Source organism: Rhabdothermincola sediminis, from assembly GCF_014805525.1.
Lineage (GTDB): Bacteria > Actinomycetota > Acidimicrobiia > Acidimicrobiales > Acidimicrobilacustridaceae > Rhabdothermincola > Rhabdothermincola sediminis.
Window position 1 is genome coordinate 111,251 of sequence record NZ_JACFSZ010000006.1, and the last position, 24,542, is coordinate 135,792.

General features: G+C 70.7%; 21 protein-coding genes. 6 read left to right on the forward strand and 15 right to left on the reverse strand.

Annotation, left to right across the window (positions count from 1 at the left end; all coding sequences use genetic code 11):
- Positions 1-15 precede the first annotated feature (15 nt).
- On the forward strand, positions 16-786 hold the full coding sequence (locus HZF19_RS06620; RefSeq protein WP_208027970.1) for an alpha/beta fold hydrolase: 771 nt from the start codon (positions 16-18) through the stop codon (positions 784-786).
- Here the strand turns inward: HZF19_RS06620 and HZF19_RS06625 are convergent.
- The gene (locus HZF19_RS06625; protein WP_208027971.1) at positions 776-1,663 is read right to left on the reverse strand and encodes a 1,4-dihydroxy-2-naphthoate polyprenyltransferase; all 888 of its coding nucleotides are present in this window, start codon (positions 1,661-1,663) and stop codon (positions 776-778) included. The genes HZF19_RS06620 and HZF19_RS06625 overlap by 11 nt on opposite strands.
- A 59-nt stretch (positions 1,664-1,722) precedes the next feature.
- Here HZF19_RS06625 and HZF19_RS06630 point away from each other — a divergent pair, with 59 nt between their 5' ends.
- A complete protein-coding gene (locus tag HZF19_RS06630) occupies positions 1,723-2,859 on the forward strand; it encodes a class I adenylate-forming enzyme family protein (protein WP_208027972.1) in 1,137 nt (378 codons plus the stop codon).
- 18 nt (positions 2,860-2,877) lie between these two features.
- The gene (locus HZF19_RS06635; protein WP_235979556.1) at positions 2,878-5,724 is read left to right on the forward strand and encodes a bifunctional diguanylate cyclase/phosphodiesterase; all 2,847 of its coding nucleotides are present in this window, start codon (positions 2,878-2,880) and stop codon (positions 5,722-5,724) included.
- 42 nt (positions 5,725-5,766) lie between these two features.
- On the opposite strand, the gene HZF19_RS06640 is transcribed toward HZF19_RS06635, so the two are convergent.
- On the reverse strand, positions 5,767-6,510 hold the full coding sequence (locus HZF19_RS06640) for an SDR family oxidoreductase (protein ID WP_208027974.1): 744 nt from the start codon (positions 6,508-6,510) through the stop codon (positions 5,767-5,769).
- 32 nt (positions 6,511-6,542) lie between these two features.
- On the opposite strand from HZF19_RS06640, the gene HZF19_RS16810 reads away from it, so the two are divergent.
- A complete protein-coding gene (locus tag HZF19_RS16810; RefSeq protein ID WP_208027975.1) occupies positions 6,543-8,528 on the forward strand; it encodes a thioredoxin domain-containing protein in 1,986 nt (661 codons plus the stop codon).
- Between the two features lie 10 nt (positions 8,529-8,538).
- On the opposite strand, the gene HZF19_RS06650 is transcribed toward HZF19_RS16810, so the two are convergent.
- The 5 genes from HZF19_RS06650 to HZF19_RS06670 form a co-directional block, all read right to left on the reverse strand.
- On the reverse strand, positions 8,539-9,138 hold the full coding sequence (locus tag HZF19_RS06650; protein ID WP_208027976.1) for a nitroreductase family protein: 600 nt from the start codon (positions 9,136-9,138) through the stop codon (positions 8,539-8,541).
- Positions 9,139-9,167: 29 nt separating this feature from the next.
- On the reverse strand, positions 9,168-9,836 hold the full coding sequence (locus HZF19_RS06655) for a hypothetical protein (protein ID WP_208027977.1): 669 nt from the start codon (positions 9,834-9,836) through the stop codon (positions 9,168-9,170).
- Between the two features lie 46 nt (positions 9,837-9,882).
- Positions 9,883-13,422 carry a DNA polymerase III subunit alpha gene (gene dnaE / locus HZF19_RS06660; RefSeq protein WP_208027978.1) on the reverse strand — a complete coding sequence of 1,180 codons (3,540 nt, stop codon included), beginning with the start codon at positions 13,420-13,422 and terminating at the stop codon, positions 9,883-9,885.
- Positions 13,423-13,588: 166 nt separating this feature from the next.
- On the reverse strand, positions 13,589-14,098 hold the full coding sequence (locus HZF19_RS06665) for a bacterial proteasome activator family protein (RefSeq protein WP_208027979.1): 510 nt from the start codon (positions 14,096-14,098) through the stop codon (positions 13,589-13,591).
- A 22-nt stretch (positions 14,099-14,120) separates the two neighbouring features.
- Entirely contained in the window at positions 14,121-15,218 is a 1,098-nt protein-coding gene (locus HZF19_RS06670; protein ID WP_235979517.1) for an alkaline phosphatase family protein, read from the reverse strand.
- Positions 15,219-15,298: 80 nt separating this feature from the next.
- Between HZF19_RS06670 and HZF19_RS06675 the strand changes: the two genes are divergently transcribed.
- Positions 15,299-15,766 (forward strand): RrF2 family transcriptional regulator, encoded by a 468-nt coding sequence (locus tag HZF19_RS06675; protein ID WP_208027980.1) that lies wholly within the window; start codon positions 15,299-15,301, stop codon positions 15,764-15,766.
- Here HZF19_RS06675 and HZF19_RS06680 read toward each other — a convergent pair.
- Genes HZF19_RS06680 through HZF19_RS06690 form a run of 3 tightly spaced genes read right to left on the reverse strand, consistent with a single transcriptional unit; the run spans position 15,759 to position 17,769 of the window.
- Complete coding sequence (locus HZF19_RS06680) at positions 15,759-16,673, reverse strand: RluA family pseudouridine synthase (RefSeq protein WP_208027981.1); 915 nt, start codon at positions 16,671-16,673, stop codon at positions 15,759-15,761. The two genes, HZF19_RS06675 and HZF19_RS06680, sit on opposite strands and share 8 nt — an antisense overlap.
- On the reverse strand, positions 16,670-17,146 hold the full coding sequence (lspA, locus tag HZF19_RS06685) for a signal peptidase II (RefSeq protein WP_208027982.1): 477 nt from the start codon (positions 17,144-17,146) through the stop codon (positions 16,670-16,672). The genes HZF19_RS06680 and lspA overlap by 4 nt, the downstream gene beginning before the upstream one ends.
- 11 nt (positions 17,147-17,157) lie before the next feature.
- Positions 17,158-17,769: a TraR/DksA family transcriptional regulator gene (locus HZF19_RS06690; RefSeq protein ID WP_208027983.1), complete on the reverse strand. Its 612-nt coding sequence runs from the start codon at positions 17,767-17,769 to the stop codon at positions 17,158-17,160.
- Between the two features lie 140 nt (positions 17,770-17,909).
- Here HZF19_RS06690 and ileS point away from each other — a divergent pair, with 140 nt between their 5' ends.
- Positions 17,910-20,996, forward strand: coding sequence for an isoleucine--tRNA ligase (gene ileS, locus HZF19_RS06695; protein ID WP_208027984.1), 3,087 nt, complete (start codon positions 17,910-17,912; stop codon positions 20,994-20,996).
- Between the two features lie 9 nt (positions 20,997-21,005).
- Here ileS and HZF19_RS06700 read toward each other — a convergent pair whose 3' ends face one another.
- The 5 genes from HZF19_RS06700 to HZF19_RS06720 form a co-directional block, all read right to left on the reverse strand.
- The gene (locus HZF19_RS06700; protein WP_208027985.1) at positions 21,006-22,208 is read right to left on the reverse strand and encodes a DivIVA domain-containing protein; all 1,203 of its coding nucleotides are present in this window, start codon (positions 22,206-22,208) and stop codon (positions 21,006-21,008) included.
- 52 nt (positions 22,209-22,260) lie between these two features.
- Complete coding sequence (locus HZF19_RS06705) at positions 22,261-22,515, reverse strand: YggT family protein (protein WP_208027986.1); 255 nt, start codon at positions 22,513-22,515, stop codon at positions 22,261-22,263.
- A gap of 9 nt (positions 22,516-22,524) precedes the next feature.
- Positions 22,525-23,091, reverse strand: coding sequence for a cell division protein SepF (locus HZF19_RS06710; RefSeq protein WP_208027987.1), 567 nt, complete (start codon positions 23,089-23,091; stop codon positions 22,525-22,527).
- Between the two features lie 63 nt (positions 23,092-23,154).
- Positions 23,155-23,844, reverse strand: coding sequence for a YggS family pyridoxal phosphate-dependent enzyme (locus tag HZF19_RS06715; protein ID WP_208027988.1), 690 nt, complete (start codon positions 23,842-23,844; stop codon positions 23,155-23,157).
- Positions 23,841-24,542, reverse strand: a complete 702-nt coding sequence (locus HZF19_RS06720; protein ID WP_208027989.1) for a purine nucleoside phosphorylase YfiH/LACC1 family protein — start codon at positions 24,540-24,542, stop codon at positions 23,841-23,843. The genes HZF19_RS06715 and HZF19_RS06720 overlap by 4 nt, the downstream gene beginning before the upstream one ends.

Genomic DNA, 24,542 nt, shown 5'->3' on the forward strand with positions numbered 1-24,542 from the left:
CTACGGTTTCGCACCATGGCACCCGTGCTGCACACCGAGGTGAGGGGGCAGGGCGGCCCACGCCTGGTGCTGGTCCATGGTTTCACCCAGACCGGGCACTGCTGGTCACCGATCGACGAGGACCTGGCCCGGGATCACGAGGTCGTGGTGGTCGACGCGCCGGGCCACGGCGGGTCGTCGCAGGTGCGGGCCGGCGTCGCCGGAGCCGCCCAGCTGCTCGGCCGCGCCGGCGGCCGGGCCACCTACCTCGGCTACTCGATGGGCGGACGGATCGCACTCTTCCTGGCGGTCGAGCGCCCCGAGCTGGTCGAGCGACTGGTGCTGATCGGGGCGTCGCCGGGCATCGAGCGAGCGGACGAGCGTGCCGCCCGGCGAGACGCCGACGAGCGGCTGGCAGCACGCCTCGAGACGATCGGGCTGGCTGCCTTCCTGGACGAGTGGCTCTCGCAGCCTTTCTTCGCCGGGCTCGACGAGCGAGCCGCGCACCGCCGAGAGCGGCTCCGCAACACCGTGGAGGGCCTCGCCGCCAGTCTCCGACTCGCCGGTGTCGGAACGCAGCCGTCCCTCTGGCACCGGCTGCCCGAGCTGTCGATGCCCGTCCTGCTGGTGGCGGGGTCCCGCGACCAGAAGTTCCGCTCCCAGGCAGAGCGGGCGGGCGACCTGATCGGCGAGCGGGCTTCCGTCGCGATCATCGAGGGGGCGGGCCACGCCGCCCACCTCGAACGACCCGACGCCTTCGTAGCGCTGGTGCGGGACTGGCTGGTGCGGACCCCCGTCAGGCACTGAGCCAGAGACCGGCGGCGAGCAACACCCCGAACACCAACTGGATCCGACCGGTGGCGCCGAGCACCGGGATGAGCGCCGAGCCACGAGCCCCTTCGAGCACGGCCAGCACCGGTTTCGGGACCAGCAGCACCGCGAGCAGCGCCGCCGCGCCGAGCAGGCGTCCCCCCAACCCGGCCACGAACGGCACCGTGGCGAACGGCAGGAACATCAGGACCGCGTAGAGCACCCGGGTAGCCGGCTCGCCCAGCCGCACCGCCAGGGTGCGCTTGCCCGCCGCGGCGTCGGTGGGGATGTCCCGCAGGTTGTTCACCACCAGCAAGGCGGTGGCGAGCAGCCCGACGGGCACCGACGCCCCGAACGCCAACCAGCTGAGCGACTCCGACTGGACGAAGGCGGACCCGACGGTGGCCACGACCCCGAAGAACACGAACACGAACAGCTCCCCCAGCCCCGCGTAGCCGTACGGGCGTGGTCCGCCGGTGTAGAGCCAGCCGGCCGCGAACGACACGGCCCCCACCACGATCAGCCACGGGGTGACGGCGATGGCGAGGGCCAAGCCGGCCACAGCCGCCACCGCGAAGGCGAGAACCGCGGCCCGCTTCACTGCCGCTGGAGCGGCGAGGCCCGAACCGACCAGGCGCACCGGTCCGACCCGATCGGGGCTGTCCGTGCCCCGCACCCCATCGGCGTAGTCGTTCGCGTAGTTGGTGCCCACCTGTATGGCGACCGCGACCACCATGGCCGTGACGAACCGCCAGGCAACGATGCCCCGACCTGGACCGAGGTCCCCCTGGGCGGCGGCCGCGGTGCCCACCAGCACCGGCACGACGGCCGCCGGCAGTGTCCGCGGGCGCGCACCCGCCACCCAGATGCTCACACCGTCAGCTTGACCGCCACCGGCGGGCCGGGCCAGTTGCGGTCGCTATCCTCGGCGCCGTGCCCGAGCTGGTCGCCGCCGTCCTCGCCGGCCGACCCGGCGTCGACCTGCTCCTCGCCTGCTGGGATCGCGGTGATGCGGTGATGCCCGTCGATCCGAGGATGCCCCCTCCCGCCGTCGAGCGTCTGCTCGGCGCGATGCGCCCGCACCGCTTCATCGACGGCTCGGGAGCCGTGCAGACCTTGCCCGATCCCCTGCCGATCGAAGACGGTGACGCGCTGGTGATGGTGACCAGCGGGAGCACCGGCGACCCGAAAGGGGTGGTCCACACCCACCGCTCGGTCGAAGCCTCCGCCCAGGCGACCACCGAAGCCCTGGGCGTGGACCGCCACCGCGATCGCTGGTTGTGCTGCCTGCCGCTGGCCCACGTGGCCGGGCTCTCGGTGGTGCTGCGGGCCCGCTGGGCTTCGGTGCCCTGCGAGGTGATCCGCACCTTCGACGCTGCGGAGGTCATGGCCGCGGCCCGCGAGCGGGGAGCCACCTTGACCACACTCGTGCCCACCGCACTCGCCCGGATCGACCCGTCCGCCTTCCGCCGCATCGTGGTCGGCGGCGCGGCACCGCCGGCCACCCTGCCCCCGAACGTGGTGGTCAGCTACGGCATGACCGAGACCGGCTCCGCGGTGGCCTACGACGGGTGGCCGCTGCCAGGCGTCGAGATCCGCATCGTCGATGGCGAGATCCAGCTGCGGGGGCCGATGCTGTTGCGCACCTACCGGGACGGTCACAATCCCTGCACCCCCGACGGCTGGTTCCCGACCGACGATGCCGGCGCGTGGGACGACGAAGGCCGGCTCGTGGTGCACGGCAGGCGCGGAGACCTCATCATCTCCGGTGGTGAGAACGTCTGGCCGGCGGAGGTCGAGCGGGTGCTGGGCGAGCACCCCGGGGTGAGGGAGGTGGCGGTCCACGGCCGGCCCGACCCCGAGTGGGGCCAGCGGGTGGTAGCGATCGTGGTGCCTGCCGATCCGTCCGAGCCGCCCCGGCTCGAGCAGCTGCGCGCCGCAGTGAAGGAGCAGCTCCCCGCGTACGCCGCACCACGGGAGCTCCAACTGGTCCCCGCGCTCCCCCGCTCCCCGCTCGGTAAGGTGATTCGCTCCCAGCTCCCCGCCGGGTCGGGGCCGAGCTCGAACTAGCCTGTGCCACCTGTGGAGATGCGGCGGGCAGGCCCGACGAGCGCTGCGTTGGAGCTCTTGGAGCTCCTCGGCCACCTCCCGGGACACCTGCTCACGGTGATCAGCGGGGACGGTCAACCCACCTACGTGACCCCCTCGGTCACCGACAGCCTCGGCTACAGCCCTGAGGAGTTCCTGGAACAGCTCCCGACGCTGGTACACCCCGAGGATCTCGACCAAGCCCGTGTTGCCTGGATGGGCGTGATGGCCGCCCCCGACGCCCGAGTCGCCGTCACCGTCCGCCTCCGGCACGCGGACGGTTCGTGGCGGTGGGTCGAAGCCGTCGGGGTCAACGCCGTCGACCATCCGGCGATCGGCGGGGTGCTGTGGAACTACCGCGACATCTCCGACAACGTCCGCGCCGCGGCCACCCTTGCCGCCAGCGAACGCCGCTTCCGCACCATGCTCGAGCAGAGCTACGACCTGTTCCTCATCGTCGGGGGCGACCTGACGATCCAGTGGGCGAACCCGGGGACCACGACGACCATGGGGTACGAGCCCGACGAGGTCACGGGCCTCAACGTGTTGGACTTCGTGCACCCTGACGACCACGAGCTCGCCGCCCGCAACCTCCTCGCGGCGCTGGCGGGGACACCTCCGGCGGAGCCCACCGTCGTGCGGGCCCGTCGTCGCGACGGGTCGTGGATCTGGGTCGACGTGGTGGGCGCCGATCTGCGCGACCACGAGCTGGTCGGTGGCTTCGCGCTCTGCCTGCGCGAGGTCACCCACCGCCAGGAGGCCGAGCGACGGGTTCGCCGCAGCGAGGAGCGGTTCCGGGCGCTGGTGCAGAACGCCGCCGACTCCATCGTCGTACTCGGCTCCGACGGCACCATCGAGTACGTGGGAGGTGAGCGGCAGCTCTTCGGGCGGGCCGCCCACGAGGTGGTGGGACACGACAGCGTCGAGTGGGTGCACCCCGACGACCTCCCTCGCCTGGCGCGCGAGCTCGGCGAGGTCGCGAGCGTGCCTGGCGCCAGCCGCCAGAGCACGTTCCGGGTGCTCAGCGGGGAGGGGCGCTGGCGGTGGGCCGAGACGACCGTCACGAACATGACCGACAACCCTGCGGTCGGTGGCATCGTGGCCAACGTCCGAGACGTCACCGATCGGATCGAGGCCGAACAGGACGCGCAGCGTCTCATCCAGCTCTTCGAAGCCACCGAGGACCAGGTCGGTATCACCGACCCGAACGGCCGCCTGCTCATGTTGAACGCCGCGGCCCGCAACCACCTGGGCCTCGATCCCCACGAACCACTCCCCGAGGTCGACCTGCACTCGTTCTTCCCCCCATGGGAACGCCATCGCGTCGACCACGAACTCATCCCCACGCTCATCGAGCGGGGATCGTGGAGCGGCGAGCTCGAGATCGCCCGGCCCGGCAGCGACGAGACGCTCCCGGTGCTGGCCCAGCTCCTGGCGCACCGAGACCCTGCGGGACGCATCGAGTACTTCAGCGCCGTGTTGCGGGACATCAGCGAACGCAAGGCCTTCGAGGCCCAACTCGAGCACGCGGCGACCCACGACCCGCTCACCGGCTTGCCGAACCGGGCCTTGCTTCTCGACCGGCTCACCATGGCCCTGGCCCGGGCGCGACGGCATCGCACGCTGGCGGCGGTGCTGTTCCTCGACCTCGATCACTTCAAGGTGATCAACGACAGTCACGGCCATTCGCTCGGGGACCAGCTGCTCGCCGCCATCGCCCAGCGGCTCACCGCCGCCCTACGACCCGATGACACCGTGGCCCGGTTCGGAGGGGATGAGTTCGTGGTGCTCTGCGAGGAGCTGCGCAACGAGACCCAGGCGCTGGTCGTCGCCCGACGGATCCTGAAAGCTCTGGAAGAGGTCTTCGAGATCGGCGGCACCGAGATCTTCGTCGGGGCGAGCATCGGCATCTCCTATTTCCGGGCCGACGGCGGTAGTGAGGCCACCTCCGAGACGCTGCTGCGGGAGGCCGACGCCGCGATGTACCGAGCCAAGGACCGGGGCCGGGCCCAGATCGCGGTGTTCGACGAGACGCTCCGATCGCGCAACCTCCGCCGGTTGGACACCGAGACCGCGCTGCGACGAGCGCTGGAGCGAGACGAGCTGGCGGTGCACTTCCAGCCCATCGTCGACCTGGCCTCCGGACGGGTCCGGGAGCTGGAGGCGCTGGTGCGCTGGAACCACCCCGATCGTGGCCTGCTGCTACCGACGGAGTTCATCCCCATCGCCGAGGAGACCGGGCTGATCATCCCCATCGGTACCCGGGTCCTCGAGGAATCGTGCGTGCAGCTCTCACGCTGGCAGCAGGCGTTCCCCGACCTGCAACCGGTCAGCATCTCGGTGAACCTGTCCGGTCGCCAGCTCGGAGACCCCGACCTGCCGGACCAGCTCGCGAGGATCATGGCCCGCACCGGTGTGCAGCCGGAACAGATCGTGCTGGAGATCACCGAGAGCGTGCTCATGGACGACGTCGAGTTCTCCCACCAGACGCTGGCCCGGCTGAAGACCTTGCGGGTGCGCCTCGCCGTCGACGACTTCGGCACCGGATACTCCTCGCTCAGCTACCTGCGCACCTTCCCGGTCGATGTCCTGAAGGTCGACCGTTCGTTCGTCGCGGGCCTCGGCACCGAGGGTGGCGACGAGGCGATCGTCGCTGCGATCATCCGCCTGACCCACACGCTTGGTCTGGAAGCGGTGGCGGAGGGGGTGGAGACCGCAGCCCAGCTCGAGCGGCTGCAGGTCCTCGGCTGTGATCTGGCCCAGGGCTATCACCTCTCTCGGCCCATCCCCGCCGGTGAGGTGACCTCGGTACTGGGGCGGATCCTGGTCACCGAGCCGCGCCGCTGAGCGGCGCCGGTCGGTCACCGGGTTGCCCGACGGTCCAGCTTCTCAGGCCCGCAGGAGCATGCCCCCGTCGACGACGAGCGTTGCTCCGGTGATCCAGCTGGCGGCGTCGGAGCAGAGGAACAACGCGGCCTGCGCGACGTCGTCGGGCTCCCCGAGGCGGCGCATCGGCACGTGCCGGGCGATGGCGTCCTCGTCGGGCTCCCACAGGGCGCGGGCCATGTCGGTCTTGACCAGGCCGGGGGCGATCGCGTTCACCCGGACCGTCGGTGCCAGCTCCGAGGCCAGGTTGCGTGTCAGGTGCAGCAGCGCGGCCTTCGTCCCGTTGTAGATCCCGATCGAGTGCTCGACGCTCATCCCGCCGATGGAGGCGATGTTGAGGACCACCCCACCGGTTTCGGACATCGCTGCCCGCCAGGCGTGCTGGGTCCACACCAGGGGACCGCGCCAGTTGACCTCGACCGTCTTGTCGAACCGGGCCAGGTCGATGCCGAGCGTGGGGCCGAAGTACGGATTGGTCGCCGCGTTGTTGACGAGGATGTCAAGGCCGCCGAAGCGCTCGATGGTCGAGGTCACGCAGGCCTCGGCCTGCGCGGGATCTCCCGCGTGGGCGGCGTGCACCGCGACGTTGCCCGCCATCTGCGACGCGGCCTGTTCCAGCGCATCTTGCTTCCGCGAGGACAGCATCACGTTGGCCCCCGAAGCCGCCAGCTCCGCGGCGATTGCCCGCCCGATGCCCTTGGACGCGCCGGTCACGAGCGCGGTCTTGCCGTCCAGCCTGATCTCCATCGGGCCAGGCTAACCACCGGTAGCGTGAGCTCATGGCCAACCGCCTCGCTCGGGAGACGAGCCCGTACCTCCGCCAGCACGCCGGCAACCCGGTCGACTGGTATCCCTGGGGCGAGGAGGCCTTCGCCGAGGCGCGACGGCGCGACGTGCCCGTCCTGCTCTCGGTCGGCTACTCGTCGTGCCACTGGTGCCACGTCATGGCGCACGAATCCTTCGAGGATCCCGACACGGCGGCGGTCATGAACGAGCTGTTCGTCAACGTCAAGGTCGACCGCGAGGAACGCCCCGATGTCGACGCGATCTACATGGAGGCGGTGCAGGCCATGACCGGCCACGGCGGCTGGCCGATGACGGTCTTCCTCACCCCCGACGGTCGGCCCTTCTTCGGCGGCACCTACTTCCCGCGCACCGCTCGCGGGGGCATGATCGCCTTCACCGACCTGCTGGCCCGCATCGCGCAGGTATGGCGGGAGCGGCGCGACGACGTCGTGGGCCAAGCCCATGAGCTCACCGAGGCCATCAGCCGGACCAGCCGGCTGCAACCCGGCGAGGACCTGCCCGGTTCCGAGGCCCTCCGGGCAGCCGGCGCGGAGCTGCGGCGCCAGTTCGATCCCGAGTGGGGCGGCTTCGGCCGCGCCCCCAAGTTCCCGCAAGGCATGAGCCTCGACCTGCTGCTGCGGCTCCACGTTCACGACCGGTCGCCGGAGACGCTTGAGATGGTCACCACCTCGTTGGATGCCATGGCCTCCGGCGGGATCTACGACCACCTCGGCGGAGGGTTCGCCCGGTACTCGACCGACGCCAGCTGGCTGGTCCCCCACTTCGAGAAGATGCTCTACGACCAGGCGCTGCTGGCCCGGGTGTACCTCCACGCCTGGCAGCTGACCGGTGAGCCCCGTTACCGCCAGGTGGTCGAGGAGACGGTCGGCTACGTCCTGCGCGACCTGCGGCACCCGGAAGGCGGCTTCTACTCGGCGGAGGATGCGGACTCCGAAGGCGTGGAGGGCAAGTTCTACGTGTGGACCGACGCGCAGATCCGCTCGGTGCTCGGCGACGACGCCGATGCGGCGATCGAGTGGTGGGGGGTCACGCCCCGCGGCAACTGGGAGGGCACGAACATCCTGTGGCGCCCGGTGCGCGGAGACCTGATCCGGCCCGAGGTCATCGAGGCGGCCCGCCAGCGGCTCTTCGAGGCCCGCCGGGTCCGTGTACGGCCCGGTCTCGACGACAAGGTGCTCACCGAGTGGAACGGGCTCATGCTGGCGACCTTGGCGGAGGCCGCAGCAGCCACCGGGAACGCCTCCTGGCTGTCGGCGGCGGACGCGAACGCCGAGTTCCTCCTCGAGCACCTCCGCGGTGACGGCGGTCGGTGGATGCGGTCATGGCAGGCAGAGGGAGGAGCGCGCCACCTCGCAGTGGCGGCGGACTACGGCGCCCTGCTCGACGCGTTCGTCCGCCTGGCGGAGGCGACCGGTCGTGCCCGGTGGATCGACGAGGCCCGGGCGGTGGCGGACGGGTTGCTGGAGCGATTCTGGGACCGCGAGTGCGGTGGGGTGTTCACCACCGGTGACGACGCCGAGCCGCTCGTGACCCGCCCCAAGGACCTCATGGACAACGCCACCCCCAGCGCCAACAGCCTGGTAGCGAACGGCCTCTTGCGCCTCGCGGCCCTCACCGGCGAGGTGCGGTACCACGAGCGGGCGGAGACGATCCTCCGTCTGCTGGGCGATCTCGTGGCTCGCCACCCGACCGCGTTCGGCCACCTGCTGGCCGCGGTCGACCTGCTCGCCACCGGGCCGACCGAGATCGCCGTGGTGGGTGACCGGCCCGATCTCCTCGGGGAGGTCCGCTCGCGTTTCCTGCCGAACGTGGTCCTGGCGTGGGGCGAGCCGTACGACTCGCCCTTGTGGGAAGGCCGCACCGGCCACGACGGGACCGGCCGGGCCTACGTGTGCCGCCACTACACCTGCCTGGCCCCGGTCACGACCGCCGAAGCCCTGGCCGCCCAGCTCGCCTGACCGGGCCCGCTCACCACCGGCCCCGGTGGACCACCTCATCGAGGGGCCGGCGGCGACGCTGGAGCGACCGGCTCGGCCCGTGCGGAGCCGGGAAGCCGATGGCGATGGTGCCGATCGGGTGCAAGCCGGCGGGCACCCCGAACTCCCGCATGACCGCTCCCTCCCGCTCGAACAGCCCGAAGAAGAGCGCGCCCAACCCCTCGTCCACCGCTGCCAGCAGGATCGACATCGCCAGGAACGAGGTGTCGACGAGCCAGTACGGCACCGGCCAGCGGTCGGCCGACTCGCCGAGACGGCTGCGGGCCTTGTCCGGCTCGGCGTAGCGCCGGAGGTAGGCGGCTGGATCCGCCAGCGGGATCACAAGCACCGGGACGTGCAGCAGGCCCGGCCAGGGGAAGGCCTCCCGCCGCTGCGGTGGCAGGCAGACGTCCCAGTAGCGGCCGGTCTGCTCCGGCCCCTCGAGGAGGAGCAGCTCCCAGCCCTGGGTGTTGCCGGCCGAGGGTGCTCGCAGCCCGGCGAGGAGGATCCGATCCAGCACCGCTGCCGGCACCGGCCGGGGGTCGAAGGCGCGCACCATCCGCCGGCGGCGGATCACCTCGTGCAGTTCCACGGCCGCGACCGGGGCGGGGCCCCGGGACCTCAGGCGAGCTTGGCCAGGAACTCGGCCATCGCCCAGCCGAAGGCGATCAGCGAGTCGCCCCGCTTGGTGTCGAGCTGGCCGAAGAGGGCCTCCACCGACGGATCGACCGCCTCGGGCTTGAGGCTCTCGTGGTCCAGGACCAGCGGGAAGGTGTTGTCGCCGATCGTGATGAAGTCCCGATCGTTGTAGCTGCCGTTCTCGATGCCGAACCGCTTGGCGAGCCGGCGCCCCCAGGCCCGCTCCTCCCCCGTGGCCTTGTGGCCGGGACGGGGGATCACGTCGGTGAGGCTCTTGAAGGCCTCGAACCCCCCGGCGTTCGTGAACCGGGTGCCCACGAGCACGTCCTCGTCGGGGAAGGCGAGCACGGCCCGGCGGTACAGGTCCGTCATCACGGCCCGCAGGACCGCGTCACGCTTGGCGGTGCGCTTGATCGACGCGAGGCCGACGAGCACCGCCGGCGTCCCCCCGATGCGCTCGAGGGTGGCGAAGGCGAAGCCCTTGAGCGGGTTGCCGTCACGCACCAGCGTGACGAGCACCCAGGCCTCCGCCTGCTTGGACAGCAGCCCCACCTCGAACCGGCTCGGCCCCTCGGCGCACAAGTCGGCCATCTCGGACAGCTCGGAATCGCTCAGCGCCGTGCAGTCCTTGGTCGTCGCTTGGATTGCCACGGCCATATAGTCCAGCGGCCTCGGCCGCCAGGTGCAACTCGGTCCGTCAGGCCAGGAGCGCGTCCGGGCCGAGCAGCACTCGCAGCTCCCCGAGCAGCCCGTTCGACGCGTCGACGCAGAACTCGTCGGGGAGGCGCAAGACCTGGCGGTCACCGAGGTGCAGGAACACCTGGGACGAGCCCTGGTGCTCGCTCAGCAGCCCCTTGAGGTTCTGCAGAAGCTGCTCGCTCATGGTGTTCGGTGACAGCAGGATCCGCACCGGGGGGGCCCCGTCGATCACCGGCTCGTACGCCTCGATCTCGGATGCCACCAGCTTGGGCTGGTCGTCGCGAGCGTCGACCCGACCCTTGACGATGACCACCGCATCGTCTTCGAGCACGTGGCCGTACTGCTGCATGGTCTTGGGGAAGACCATGCACTCGATGGAGCTCTGGAGATCCTCGAGGGTGAACACGGCCATGAGATCGCCCCGCTTCGTCCACTTCCGCTGGAGCGCCGTGACCAGGCCGCCGACGGCCCGCACCGATCCGTCGGCGAGGTCTTCGAGCTCGGCGAGGGTGCACTCCGTCCGCCGCCGCAGCGATGCCTCCGCTCCCATCAGGGGGTGGTCGCTGACGTAGAGCCCGAGCATCTCCTTCTCGAAGGCCAGCCGGGTGCGCTTGTCGAACTCGATGTCGGGGATCTCGATGCGGGCGTCGTCGAAGCTCGCTGCGGGCACATCGTCGAGAGCGGCGAAGAGCTCGAACTGCCCCTCGGCCTCCTTGCGGCGACGAGCGAGGGTGCGCTCGATGATCTGCTCGAACACCCTGAGCAGTCCCTGCCGGGGGTGCCCGAGTGCGTCGAAGGCACCGGCCTTGATCAACGACTCCACCGCCCGCTTGTTGAGCACGGTGGAGTCCACCCGGTCGCAGAAGTCGTAGAAGTCGGCGAACGGGCCGTTGGCCTCGCGCTCGGCGATGATCAGCGCCACCAGCCCTTCACCGACGTTGCGCACCGCGGAGAGCCCGAACGGGATCGAGCCCTTGCCCGTTTCCGGATCGATGACCGCCACGAAGTCGCTCTCGGACACGTTGATGTCCGGCACCAGCACCGGGATGTTCATCAGCCGGCACTCGTTCAGGTAGACGGCCGCCTTCTCCAGGCTGGTCTTGACGCTGGTGAGCAGGCAGGCGAAGTACTCGACCGGGTAGTTCGCCTTGAGGTAGGCGGTCTGGTAGGCGACGTAGCCGTAGCCGTAGGAGTGCGACTTGTTGAAGGCGTAGTCGGCGAAGGGCTCGATGATGTCGAACCACTCCCTGCCCAGCTCCGCGCCGTAGCCCTGCTCGACACAGCCGGCGATGAACTTCTCCCGTTCGGCGGCGATCAGCTCCCGCACCTTCTTGCCGCACGCCTTGCGGAGGTTGTCGGCATCGGCCAACGAGTAGCCGGCGAAGCGCTGGGCGATCCGCATCACCGATTCCTGGTAGATCATCAGGCCGTAGGTGTCGGCCAGGATCTCCTCCGCGTCGGGGTGCAAGTACTCGATGGGCTTGCGACCGTTCTTGCGGTCCGCGTAGTCGAGGTGCATGTTGGCGGCCATCGGGCCCGGGCGGTACAGGGCCACCAGCGCGGCCACGTCCTCGAAGCAGTCCGGGGCGAGCGATCGCATGAGGGCCCGCATCGGCGCACCCTCGAGCTGGAACACCCCGATCGACTCACCGCGCTTGAGCAGCTCGAAGGTGGCCTCGTCGTCGAGAGGCACCCGGTCGATGTCGACGTCGACGCCCCGGGTGCGCTTGATCATCTCGACGGTGTCGGTGATGACGTCGAGGTTCCGCAAGCCGAGGAAGTCCATCTTCAGCAGGCCCAGCTCTTCGACCCCGTGCATCTCGTACTGGGTGACGACCGGGGCTTGCTCGGGGTCCTGGCCGGATTCGGGCTTGCGCTGGATCGGCAGGTACTCGGTGAGCGGCTCCTTGGTGATCACCACCGCCGCGGCGTGGATGCCGTCCTGACGGCGCAGGCCTTCGAGACCCCGGGCCACGTCGATCACCCGCTTAGCGTCGGGATCGGTGACGTACATCTCGCGCAGCTCGGCCGCCATCTTGTAGCCGTCGGCGTACTTCGGGTGTTCCTCCATGCACGCGTACAGCGGGGTGTCACGCCCCATCACCAGTGGAGGCATCGCCTTGGCCACCTTGTCGCCCACCGCGTACGGGTAGCCCAGGACCCGTGCCGCGTCACGGACCGCGGCCCGAGCCTTGATGGTGGAGAACGTGACGATCTGGGCGACGTGGTCGCGCCCGTAGCGCTCTGCCGCGTAGCGGATCATCTCGTCCCGGTAGCGGGAGTCGAAGTCCATGTCGATGTCGGGCATGGAGATCCGCGACGGGTTCAGGAAGCGCTCGAAGAGCAGGTCGTAGCGGATCGGGTCGAGGTCCGTGATGCGCAAGCAGTAGGCAACCGCGCACCCGGCCGCGCTGCCCCTGCCGGGCCCCACCCGGATGCCTCGCTCCCGCGCGAAGCGGATGAGATCCCAGACGATGAGGAAGTACGAGCTGAAGCCCATGTCCGCGATGACCGCCAGCTCGTAAGCAAGACGCTCGACGATGTGGTCTGGCAACGGGTCACCCCAGCGCTCCCGGGCACCGGCGAAGGTGAGGTGCTCGAGGTACGCCCGGTCGTCAGCGAAGCCCTCGGGCAACGGGAAATCCGGAAGCTGAGGCTTGCCGAACTCGATGCGCACGTCGCAACGCTCTGCGATCCACAGCGTGTTGTCACACGCTTCGGGGAGCTCCGAGAACAGCCGGCGCATCTCGCCAGCGGTCTTCAGGAAGTGCTGGTCTCCGTGGAACTTGAACCGGTCGGGATCACTCATGAGCGAACCGGTCTGGACGCACAACAGTGCGTCGTGGGCCACGGCGTCGTGTTGGTGCGTGTAGTGACTGTCGTTGGTGGCGAGCACCGGCGCCTGCAGCCGGCGGGCGATCTCCAGCAGCTTCGGGTTCGTGTGCTGCTGTTCGGGCATGCCATGGTCTTGCAGCTCGATGAAGAAGTGGTCGCGACCGAAGATGTCCTGCAACCTGGCTGCCTTGGCCAGTGCCTCCTCTTCGTTGCCCTGGAGCAACGCCTGCAGGACCTGCCCACCCAGGCAGCCGCTGGTGACGATCAGGCCCTCGTGGTGCTCCTCCAGTAGCTCCCAGTCGACCTTGGGCTTCATGTAGTAGCCCTCGAGGTACGCGCGGCTGGAGAGCTGGATGAGGTTCTTGTAGCCCCTCTCGTCCTCGGCCAGCGCCGTGAGGTGGTAGTAGGCCTTGCGGCCTCCTTCGGCCTCGCCGCCGGTGTCATCCTGGCGACCGCGGCGGCTCGGCCGCTCCGTGCGGTGCTCGTAGGCCTGGTACAGCTCGGACCCGATGATCGGCTTGATGCCCGCGGCCTGGCACGCCTTGTAGAAATCGAGCACCCCGTACATGTTCCCGTGGTCGGTGATGCCGATCGCGGGCTGCCCGTCGGCCGCGGCCTTGGCCACCACGTCGCTCACCCGGGCGGCACCGTCGAGCATCGAGAACTCGGTGTGGAGGTGCAGGTGGGCGAACGAATCGGTCAACGGCTCTCTCCTCCACAGGCCGTCCACAACTGTCGTCCTCAGGCTGTGGACGAACTACACGGGTGTGATTCGGACCGTACCACGGGCCGGGGTGTTCCGCCGGCGGTCGATGCCCGATCCCGCCGATGGCCACCGTGGGCTGCTCCGCCGGGTCTACAGGCCGGGTCTACAGGTAGGTGCCGGGCCGTTCCGCCGGTGAAGGTCGGGCGCCCGGCTGAGCCGGGTTGAGCTGGGCGCGCATGTTCTCGAGCTGCTGGCGGGCAGCCATCTGCTGGGCGAACAGCGTGGCTTGGATGCCGTGAAAGAGACCCTCGAGCCAGCCCACCAGCTGCGCCTGCGCCACCCGGAGCTCGAGGTCGGAGGGGATGGTCTGGTCACCGAAGGGCAGCGCCAAACGCTCCAGCTCGGCCCGCAGGTCTGGAGAGAGCGCGGAGCCCAGCTCGTCGACCGAGGTCTGGTAGATGGACTTGAGGCGCTCCCGCGAGGGCTCGTCCAGCGTGGTGGAGCGGACCTCGTCCAAGAGCTGCTTGATCATCGAACCGACACGCATGACCTTCGCGGGCTCCGACACGAGCTCCCGCTCGGGAGGCTCATGCTTGCCCGCGTCGTCATCGCTCGGGAGGATCAGCTCGCCGTGCTCGACGGTCGGTCCAGCATCGATCGGGTCATCCGGCATGGCGCGTGCTCCTCAGGGTCGGTCAGGCGCGGCGTGCCAGCAGCGGCACGCGCATCTCTGCAGGGGTGAGGGACCCGTGGCGGGCCACCAGCTCGAACGGACCGGTGTCGTCCGGATCGACGTAGGCCACCGGGTCCCGGGCCACGAGGGCGACGTCGCCGAGCCGGGATCGGGCCGCGTCGACCGTCGTCGGACCGAACCAGTGCTCGTCGAGCATCTGATCCCGGCTGACGACCCACCCGGTCGTGCTGTGGTGGGCACGGGCGGCTTCGAGCAACGCCGGGCTGCGCCCCGGTCGGGCGTGCAGCCACCGGAAGCGACCCTCCCCCGACTGGTGGGAGACGTGGGCCATCACGTCGTCGTGCAGGGTCACGAGGTTCCCACCGACCTCGACCTGGCCGTGGTCGGCGGTGACGACGAGCGATGAGCCCTCCGGCAGGAGCTCCAGCAGGTACCCGACCACCTCTTCGACCGCGATGAGCTCGGCGTCGTACTGCTCGCCCAGCCCGTACTCGTGCGCGACCTTGTCGACCCCGTCGTAGTAGGCGTACACGAACGGCTCACCCGCCCGCAGGAGGCGGGTGGTCTCGGCCACCAGGGTCGATGGCATGCGGTAGCCGCAGAAGCGGGTGCCGTCGAGGTGGGCCTGGGTGAACCCGGTCTGGCGGAACTCGGCCCGGGTGACCACGGCGGGCCGGTGGCCGAGGAAGGGCTCGATGGACTGCACCTTCTCCGGTGGGATGGCCTCGCGGGCGTCACGTCCTGCGACCGACCACCGCAGCACATTGAGGACCTCACCTTCCATGCTCATCCGGTAGCCGATCACGCCGTGCTCACCGGGTGGCAGGCCCGTCACGATCGAGCTGAGCGCGGTCGAGGTGGTCGAGGGCGCGACCGTGAGGATCGGCCCACCCTCCATGCTGCACAGCGTCGGAGCCAGGTGCGCGCGCTCCTGCAGTTGCTCCCAGCCGAGCCCGTCGAGGACGAGCAGGACCACCTGGTCGGCGCGGGCCGCGCTCGGGAGCCACGACGGGGGATCGTCGGGGGGCTCCAGCAGCGCCGGCATGATGTTGGTGATGCAGGCTCCTCCGTAGTCCGGAAGCAGGAGTTCGTCGCCCAACTGGTTCCTTTCCGCTCGCCGATCAACCGTACCGGACCCGGGAGGGCCTCCACACGCCCGCCCACCCTACGATGGAGCGGGTGAAGGTCTCGACGCGTGGCGACTACGCCAGCCGGGCCCTCCTCTCGCTCGCCCTGCACGCGCACGAGGATGGGCCGACGTCGGTGCGCGACATCGCGGAGCGGACCGGGTTGCCCCAGCCCTACCTGGAGCAGATCCTCCTGGCGCTGAAGGGAGCCGGGCTGGTGCGCTCCAAGCGAGGGGTGGGCGGTGGCTACGTGTTGGCCCGCCCCCCCAAGGAGATCGCCCTCTCGGAGATCCTCTCCGCGGTTGACGGCCCGATCGTGGCCGGCGACTTCGGCGAGCCCCACACCAACGGGGCCTGTGACCACGAGGGCCAGTGCGTGCTGCTCGCGATCTGGGCCGACGTCGGTGAGCACATGCGCCGCTACCTCGGATCGCTCACGCTGGCCGACATCGTGGACATGGCTCGCGGCGAGGCTCCCTGGCCGGACGAGAAGCCCGAGGACGCCGAGCCCGTCAGCTGAGTCGGTCGAGCACCCGACGCAGATCGGTCGGCAGGGGGGACTCGACCGCGATGGTGGCCCCCGTCACCGGGTGCTCGAAGCGCAGCTCGCCCGCGTGGAGGAAGATCCTCGGCACTGGCAGCGAAGGGCGGGCACCGCCGTAGCGCTCGTCGCCCACGACCGGATGCCCGATCGCCGCGAGGTGGACGCGGATCTGGTGAGTCCTCCCGGTCTCGAGCTGGCAGCGCAACAAGGTCACCGCCACCGGTTCGTGGAAGGACCTCACCACCTCGTAGCGGGTTCGCGCCTCACGGCCGCCGGTGGCCACGGCCATCCGGGTCGGATCCCGAGCCGAGCGTCCGATGGGAGCATCGACGACCCCCCGGGCACTCTCGAACGCCCCCCAGGCCAGCGCCTGGTAACGCCGCTCGACCCGCCGGGCTGCCAGCGCTTCGACCAGCCCGTCGTAGGCTGCCGCCGTTCGCGCCACCACCATCAGCCCGGACGTGTCCCGATCGAGACGGTGCACGATCCCCGGTCGTTGTGGCTCCGGCCCCACCGTGGCGATCTCCGGGTAGCGGGCCAGCAGCCCGTTGACCAGCGTTCCCACCCGGCACCCCGCCCCGGGATGCACGACCAGGCCGGGAGGCTTGTCGACGATCACCACGTCGGGATCTTCGTGGAGGACCTCGAACGCCACGGCCGGATCCGGCTGGGGTCCCGCTCCGGGGCCCGGCAGGGGACGGTCGACCTCGAGACGATCGCCCTCCTCGACCCGATGCGACTTGGTCTTGACCGCCACGCCGTTGACCAGTACCCGTCCGGCGGTGACCAGCTCGGCGGCCTCGGCCCGGCTGGCACCCGTCATGAGCGACACCGCCCGATCCACCCGCTCACCGGCCAGTGCGGCGGGGACCCTCTCGATCACGGCTCCGCAGCCCGGAAGGAGCTCACCAGGAACAGTGCCACCCCGATCACCACGGCCGCGTCCGCCAGGTTGAAGATGGGCCACCACTGCAGGTCGATGAAATCCACCACGGCCCCGGACAGGAACCCGTCACCCCGGAAGGCCCGGTCGCCGAGGTTGCTGAGCGCACCACCGAGCAGCAACCCGACCGCCATCGCGCCGGCCCGCGACGAGATCGTGCGGCCGTGCCAGACCAGCACGCCGATGACCGCGATCACGACCACCGCGATGAGTGGGCCGAACCCGCCGCCGAGGCTGAAGGCGAAGCCGGTGTTGTACGTGAGGTTGAGACGCAGGGTCCACACGAGGTCGATGACCCGGCCGTCGGCGAGCGCCTCGAGTGCCCACCACTTCGTCAACTGATCAGCCAGGACGACGGTCGCGGCGACGGCCGCCGGGAGCAGCCGATGATGCCGCTCCGAGGCGGCCGGCACCACCGGTCCGCTCAGCGGCGCCCGAACCCCCCGGCCTTGTACTCGACGCGCTCCCGGGCCCAGGGGATGGCCCGGAGCCGCTCCTTGGGGATCGCGAGACCCGAGACCTCGCAGATGCCGTAGGTGCCGTCGACGATCTTCGCCAGGGCCCGGTCGATCTCCTCCACCTGGCTGCGGAACTGCGCGGAGAGCGCCAGGTCGCGCTCACGCTCGACGGCCAGGGTGTCGCCCTCGCCGGACTCCTCGTCGAACTGGACGTCGCCGGGTTCGCGCATCTGGGCCAGCTCGTTGGCCTCGGCGGTCAGCGCCTCGGCGTCGTGAACCAGTCGGGAACGCTCTTTCAGCAGCGCCTCCCGCTGGGCGTCGAGGAACTTCGCGTCGAACGGCGACTTGGGCTTGCCGGGCGGCGCCTGCCTGGCCGGAGCCTTGCTGGCAGCGGCCTTCTTCGCCGGCGCCTTCTTGGCGGCCTTCTTCGCCGGCGCCTTCTTGGCGGCCTTCTTCGCCGGCGCCTTCCTGGCCGCCTTCTTCACCGGCGCCTTCTTCACCGGCGCCTTCTTGGCGGCCTTCTTCGCCGGCGCCTTCCTGGCGGCCGCCTTCTTGGTGGGGGCCTTCTTCGTCGCCATCTGGTCGACAACTCCTCTCACGGCCATGCTTCCGGCCAGTCCGCCGCGAAAGGTCGCGGAGGCTAGGGCCTCGCCCTCCGACGGTCAACCCTCAGCATCAGGTTCGCGACCCGACGCGGCCGACCCGTAGGCTACGAGCCATGCCCTTCGGTCCCGTCGACCCCGATCTCGACCTGGTTGCTCTCGAAGAGCGTGTGCTGGCCCGATGGGCCGAGCGCGACATCGTGGGCGCGGTTCGCCGCCTCCGCAAGGATGGGGAGCCCTGGATCTTCTACGAGGGGCCACCGACCGCCAACGGCCGACCCGGTCTGCACCACGTGTGGGCCCGGGTGTTCAAAGACCTCTACCCGCGCTTTCAGACCATGCGGGGCAAGCGGGTGCCTCGGAAAGGTGGCTGGGACTGTCACGGCCTGCCGGTGGAGCTCGAGGTGGAGAAGGAGCTTGGCCTCAGCAGCAAGCAGGAGATCGAGGCCTTCGGCATCGCGAACTTCAACCAGCGCTGCCGGGAGTCGGTCCATCGCTACGTGGAGCACTGGGGGGCGCTCACCTCCAGGGCCGGGGTGTGGATCGACACCGCGGACGCCTACTGGACGCTCTCCAACGAGTACATCGAGTCCGTCTGGTGGCTGCTCGAGCAGATGTGGGTCAAGGGTCTGCTCTACGAAGGGCACCGGGTCATCCCCTACTGCGCCCGCTGCGGCACCGCGCTGTCGTCGCATGAGCTCGGCCAACCCGATGTCTACCGCGACGTGGTCGACCCCTCGGTGTACGTCCGGTTCCCTCTCGTCGACCGTGACGCCGACCTGCTGGTGTGGACCACCACTCCCTGGACCTTGATCTCCAACGTCGCCGCCGCAGTCGGCCCCGACATCGACTACGTCCGGGTGCGCGACCAGGGCGGCGGGCGGGACCTGGTCATGGCCGCGGCCCGCGCCCCCGAGGATGCCGAGGTGCTCGAGCGCTGGCGGGGCCACGACCTCGTCGGCTGGAGCTACCGGCGACCCTTCGATCTCCTCGAACCGCCGGTGGGGGCCGATGGCTGGCGCGTGGTCGCCGCGGACTTCGTTAGCACCGACGAGGGCACCGGCATCGTCCACCTCGCGCCCGCCTTCGGCGAGGATGACGCCCGGGTGGGGCGGGCCGAGGACCTCCCCGTCCTGAACCCGGTGCAGGCGGACGGCACCTTCGACCAGCGCACGGGCCCGTTCGCCGGCCGTTTCGTCAAGGACGCCGACCCGGCGATCATCGAGGACCTGAGGGCCCGCGGCCTGCTCGTGCGCGAGCAGCCCTACGAGCACGCCTACCCCCACTGCTGGCGCTGCGGCACCCCGCTGATCTACTGGGCGAAGACCTCGTGGTTCATCCGCACCTCCGAACAGCGCGACACCCTCATCCGGGAGAACGAGAAGATCAACTGGCAGCCGCCCAACATCAAGTACGGCCGGTTCGGCAAGTGGCTCGAGGGCAACGTCGACTGGGCGCTGTCGCGCGACCGGTTCTGGGGGACGCCGCTACCGATCTGGCGGTGCCGGAGCTGCGGCTCGGACACCTGCATCGGGTCGGTGGCCGAGCTGTCCCGCCGGGCCGGCCGCGACCTGTCGGAGCTGGACCTGCACCGTCCCTACGTGGACGAGGTGACGTTCCCCTGCGAGCACTGCGGTGGTGACGCCCACCGGCTGCCTCCGGTGCTCGACGCCTGGTTCGACTCCGGCGCCATGCCCTCGTCGCAGTTCCACTACCCCTTCGACAACGACGAGACCTTCCACCGCTCGTTCCCCGCGGACTTCATCTGCGAGGCCATCGACCAGACCCGCGGCTGGTTCTACTCGCTGCTGGCGGTGAACGCCCTGGTCTTCGGCCAAACCCCGTACCGCAACGTGGTCTGCCTCGCGCTGGTGGTCGACGAGCACGGCCAGAAGATGTCCAAGTCCCGTGGCAACGTCATCGAGCCGTGGGACATCTTCAACACCCAGGGGGCCGACGCCCTCCGGTGGTACTTCTTCTCTGGCGGCCAGCCCTGGACCCCTCGCCGGGTCCACGAGGACGGCATCCGGGAGAGCACCCGCCAGACGCTGCTCACACTGTGGAACGTCCATTCGTTCTTCGCCACCTACGCCGACCTCGACGGCTGGCAGCCCGACGGCCAGGCGCCGAGCACCCCGACCCACGTGCTCGACCGCTGGATCCTCTCCGAGCTCGACGACACGATCGAGCAGGTGACGGCGGCGCTCGAGGCCTTCGACGCCCTGGAAGGCGCGAGCCGGCTGGCCCGCTTCGTCGACGATCTGTCGAACTGGTACGTCCGCCGCTCCCGGGCCCGCTTCTGGAAGAGCAGCGATCCAACAGCCCATGCCACCCTCTACCGGTGCCTCACCACCACCGCCCGGCTGTTGGCACCGTTCTGCCCGTTCCTTGCCGAGGAGATCTACACCACCCTCACCGGCGAGGACTCGGTGCACCTGGCGGACTGGCCACAGCCGGGGGGGCACCGTGACGAGGCGCTGGCGGCGCAGATGGAGGGGGCTCGCCGGCTGGTGGGCATCGGTCGGGCTGCCCGCACCGACGCCAAGGTGAAGGTCCGCCAGCCGCTGCGCCGGGCGATGATCCTACATCCCGGCGCGCCGCTCGACCCGGAGGTGCAGCAGGAGGTCATCGCCGAGCTCAACGTCAAGTCGCTGGAGACCATCGACACGCTCTCGGGCCTCATGAGCTGGTCGATCCTCCCCAACTTCCGGGTGCTCGGCCCACGCCTCGGGCCGAAGGTCAACGAGATCAAGCGCGCCCTGACCTCGGCTGATGGGTCGGCCCTTCGCCAGCAACTCGTCGACCAGGGCTTCATCGAGGTCGCCGGCGAGCGCCTCGTGGCAGGCGACGTCGAACTACGGGCTCAGCGACACGAGGCGTTCGCGCTGGCCGAGGACGCCGGTTGGGCGGTGGCGCTCGACCTCGAGCTCGACCCCGAGCTGCGCGCCGAGGGCACCGCCCGCGAGCTGGTACGGGCGTTGAACGAGCTGCGCAAGGAGTCGGGCTTCGAGATCGCGGACCGCATCCGGGTGCGGATCGAGCCCGCACCTGCGGTGGCGGCCGCCCTCGGCGAGCACCGCGACTGGATCGCCGGGGAGATCCTCGCCACCACCTTCGAGGTGAGAGACATCGGGGACGGCACCGGCGTGCAGGTGATCGACGTCGACGGGGAGCCGGTGCGGGTCAGCCTCGAACGAGCCTGACGTCGCTCGTCAGCGTCGCCACCGGCTCCGCTTCTGCTCCGCCTCGGCCTCGAAGTCGGCCTCGAAGAACGCCCGCATGGCCGCGTCGGCCTCCGCGTCGGGCTGGCCCAGCGGGTCCTCCCGCTCCGCATCCTCCGGGAACGGGGTGAACAGCTCGGTGGCCGGCCCAGGGTCGAGCGGTGACCCGTCGGGCTCGGCGGTCTCGAACAGACGCTCGGCACCGAGGTCGCCCGCGTCGGCGCCCCCGCCCGCTGTGGGCCCCGCATCGGCTGCCGTGCTCTCGGGGACCGGCGTCGAGGCATCAGGTGTCGCTGGTCCCGGGTGGGGCCCGCTCGGGGCCTCCCCCTCCGCCGGCCGCTCACCGAGCGGTTCGCTCCGCGCGGGGCCCGGGGCGATCGTGGCCTCCCCCACCGCCTCCTGCGGCGCGTCGCCGGTGTCGGGCACCCCCGGCGCCACCCCCTCCTCGGGGGCGGCTGCGTCGCTGGCCGACTCCTCGGCCGCTGGCGCCGGCGCGTCCTCCACCGAGGATCGCTCGGGCAGGGTGACGGGGTGCAGCGGTGGTGGCTCCGCCACCCGGAGGCCGGTGGGGTCATCGAGCGCCTGCCTGATGGCATCGAGCGCTCGCTGGATGTTCTGGCGCTCGACGTCGAGGTGGCTGCGCAACGCCTCGACGTCGGCCGACAGCTCGTCACGGGCCCGCTCGAGCTCACCGACCTCGGCGAGGATCTCCCCTCGGCGCTGCCGCAGCAGCTCATCGATCTGCCGCTTCGCCTCGGCTCGCAGCTTCTCTGCCTCCGCCTCGGCGTCGGCGAGCATCGACGCCGCCTGCTGGCGGCCCTCCGCGATCGTGGCCTGAGCCGAGCGGTTGGCGTCTTCGATGGTCGCGTCCGCGGTCTTCTGCGCCATGAGCAGGATCTTCGAGGCCCGCTCGGCCTCCTCCTGCTCGTCAAGGGGACGGGGAGCGGCTTCGAGGCGAGCCAGATCGGCCTTGAGCTTGTCGACCTGGGCCTGCGCGACCTCCTTCGCCCGTTGCGCGTCGGCGACCTTCGCCTCTGCCTCGTCGGCCCTCGCCGTCGCCTCCCGCACCATGTCCTGGAGCTGAGCCACCTTCTCGCTCACCTGGGCGAGGAAGTTGTCGACCTCCTCCGGGTCGTAGCCCTTACGGCGCTCCGAGAACTTGACGTCGGTCAGCAGGTGCGGCGTGGCGTCCATGCAGCCGATGGTAGCGAGGGGGCGAACGCACCGCCGCGATGGCCCATCTGCGTCATCGGCACAGGAACGCGAGCAGGATCTGGATGCCGAAGAAGACCACGAGAGGTGACAGGTCGAGCGCCACCGCGCCCAACCTGACCGGTGGCAGCACACCCCGGAGGGGCGCCAGGACAGGCTCGGTGACGGCCTCCAGGACCCGGTACAGCGACCCCAGCGCGCCGCCGTCCGAGATGGGGAACCACGACAGCAGGATGCGCACCAGGAGCACCAACAGGTACACCTGCAGCAGGTAGCAGATGATCCCCACGGCGGCGGATCACGCGTCGTGCAGGCCGCGCTCGTGGAGGCGGCGCCGCTCCTCCGGTGAGACCTCGACGTTGGACGGGGTGAGCAGGTACACCTGGTGGGCGACCTTCTCCATGTGACCCCCGAGCCCGTAGCAGAGCCCGCTGGAGAAGTCGATCAGCCGGCGAGCCAGATCGCGATCGACCCCCTGGAGGTTGAGGATCACCGGTTGGCTGGCCTTGAACTTGTCGGCCACGTCCTGGGCATGGTTGAAGGACGTGGGGGACACGACGTGGGGCTTCGCGGACGCTGCCGCGGGCACGGGCCGGACGACTCCCCGGGGTTTCGCAGCCACCGGCTCGCTGGCGGCCGCAGGGGGCGGGAGGGTCCGCACCGCTGGGGCATCGTCCATCGGTGCGGGCGGTGACGATCGTGGGGCTGCGGGACGGGTGCGGGTGGCGGGCCGGGCCATGGCGGGGGCCTGGTCACGATGGGCAGGTGGGGGCGGGCCGGCGGTCTCGGGCTCGACGTCGTCGTCGTACTCGTCGTCGGGACCCAGCCCGAGGTAGAGCATCGTCTTCTTCCACACGGAAGCCATGGGATCCTCCTGAGCCGCTGCGCACCAGTGTTCCACGCGCGACCCGTCCGACTGCGAACCGGGTCAGGCTAGTGGCCCTGCCGCCCCTCCACGCACCGGTCGCGGCCCGAAGAGCTCCCGACCGACCCGGACCATCGTGCTGCCTTCCTCCAGCGCGACCTCCAGATCGGCGGTCATGCCGATCGACCGCTCGGGGAGGCCGAGCTCGTCCGCCAGCGCCACCAGGCGCCGGAACCCCGGGCGAGCGCGCTCCGGCGGGCCCGCGGGCCCGACACCCATCAGCCCCCGGACCTCCAGGCCGAGCTGCGAGCACCGGGCGACGAGGCGGGGAGCCTCGTCGATCGGGCATCCACCCTTCTGAGGCTCCCCCGAGAGGTTCAGCTGGACCAGCACGGCTGCACCGGGTGCACGCCGGGACAGCTCGGCTGCCAGCTCGTCGCGATCGATCGTCTGCCAGCACGAGACCACGGAGGCCAGGGCGCGGACCTTGTTCCGCTGGAGGCGCCCGATGAACTGCCACCGGACCTCCCGCGCCAGCTCAGCGAGCGCAGCGTGCTTGTCGAGGAGCTCCTGCGCGTAGTTCTCGCCGATGTCGTGGATCCCGGCCGCGAGCGCGGCTCGCACCGCGCCGGCGCCGAACCCCTTGGTCACCGCCACGATGCGCACCTCCAGGTCCGTCACCGCGGCGATGCGGGAACGGAGCGCGCGCACCCGCGCCGACACCACCTCCGGGTCGACCTCGGCGCCGGTCATGACCGCGGCTCCATCCACACCGCCAGCGCGTGCCGGCCCGACTCCGCCCGGGCCCGGTGGGAGAACCACCGTTCCCCGCCGCAGGCGGTGCACACGTCCGCGGCGCCGACCAACACCACGCCGGCCCGGCCGAGGGACGCGGCCACCGCGGTGGGGAGATCGAGCGCCGGGCGGCCGTTCCCGGTCAGACTCCTGATGCCCGGTCCGAGCGTGCGCACCAGACCGGCGAGGTCGTCGGCGCCGAACTCGTAGCACTCCGGGTGGATGCACGGCCCGAGGTAGGCCTCGATCGTGACCGCCCCCCTGGCCCGCATCGCCTCCACCGCGGCCGGGAGTACACCCCGACTCAACCCTCGCCACCCGGCATGGACCGCGGCGACCACGCCCTCGGGGGACACGAGGGCCACCGGCGCGCAGTCGGCCACGGTCACCGAGACCACGATCCCTGTCGCACCGGTGACCAGGGCGTCGGCTTCGGCACCGCACACCTGCCCGGCCGTCGCCGGGTCGTCGATCGCCGCGACCGCGGGGCCGTGCACCTGGCGGGCCCACGCCCAGGGGAGCTCGAGCACCGATCGGCGGCGGGCTTCGAGCTCCGGCGTGGGCCGGGTGATCGCGAAATCACCGTCGGAGCGCACCGTGAACGACGCCCGGGCCACCCTCCGGCCGGGCAGTGGCACACGCCAGAGCTCGATCAC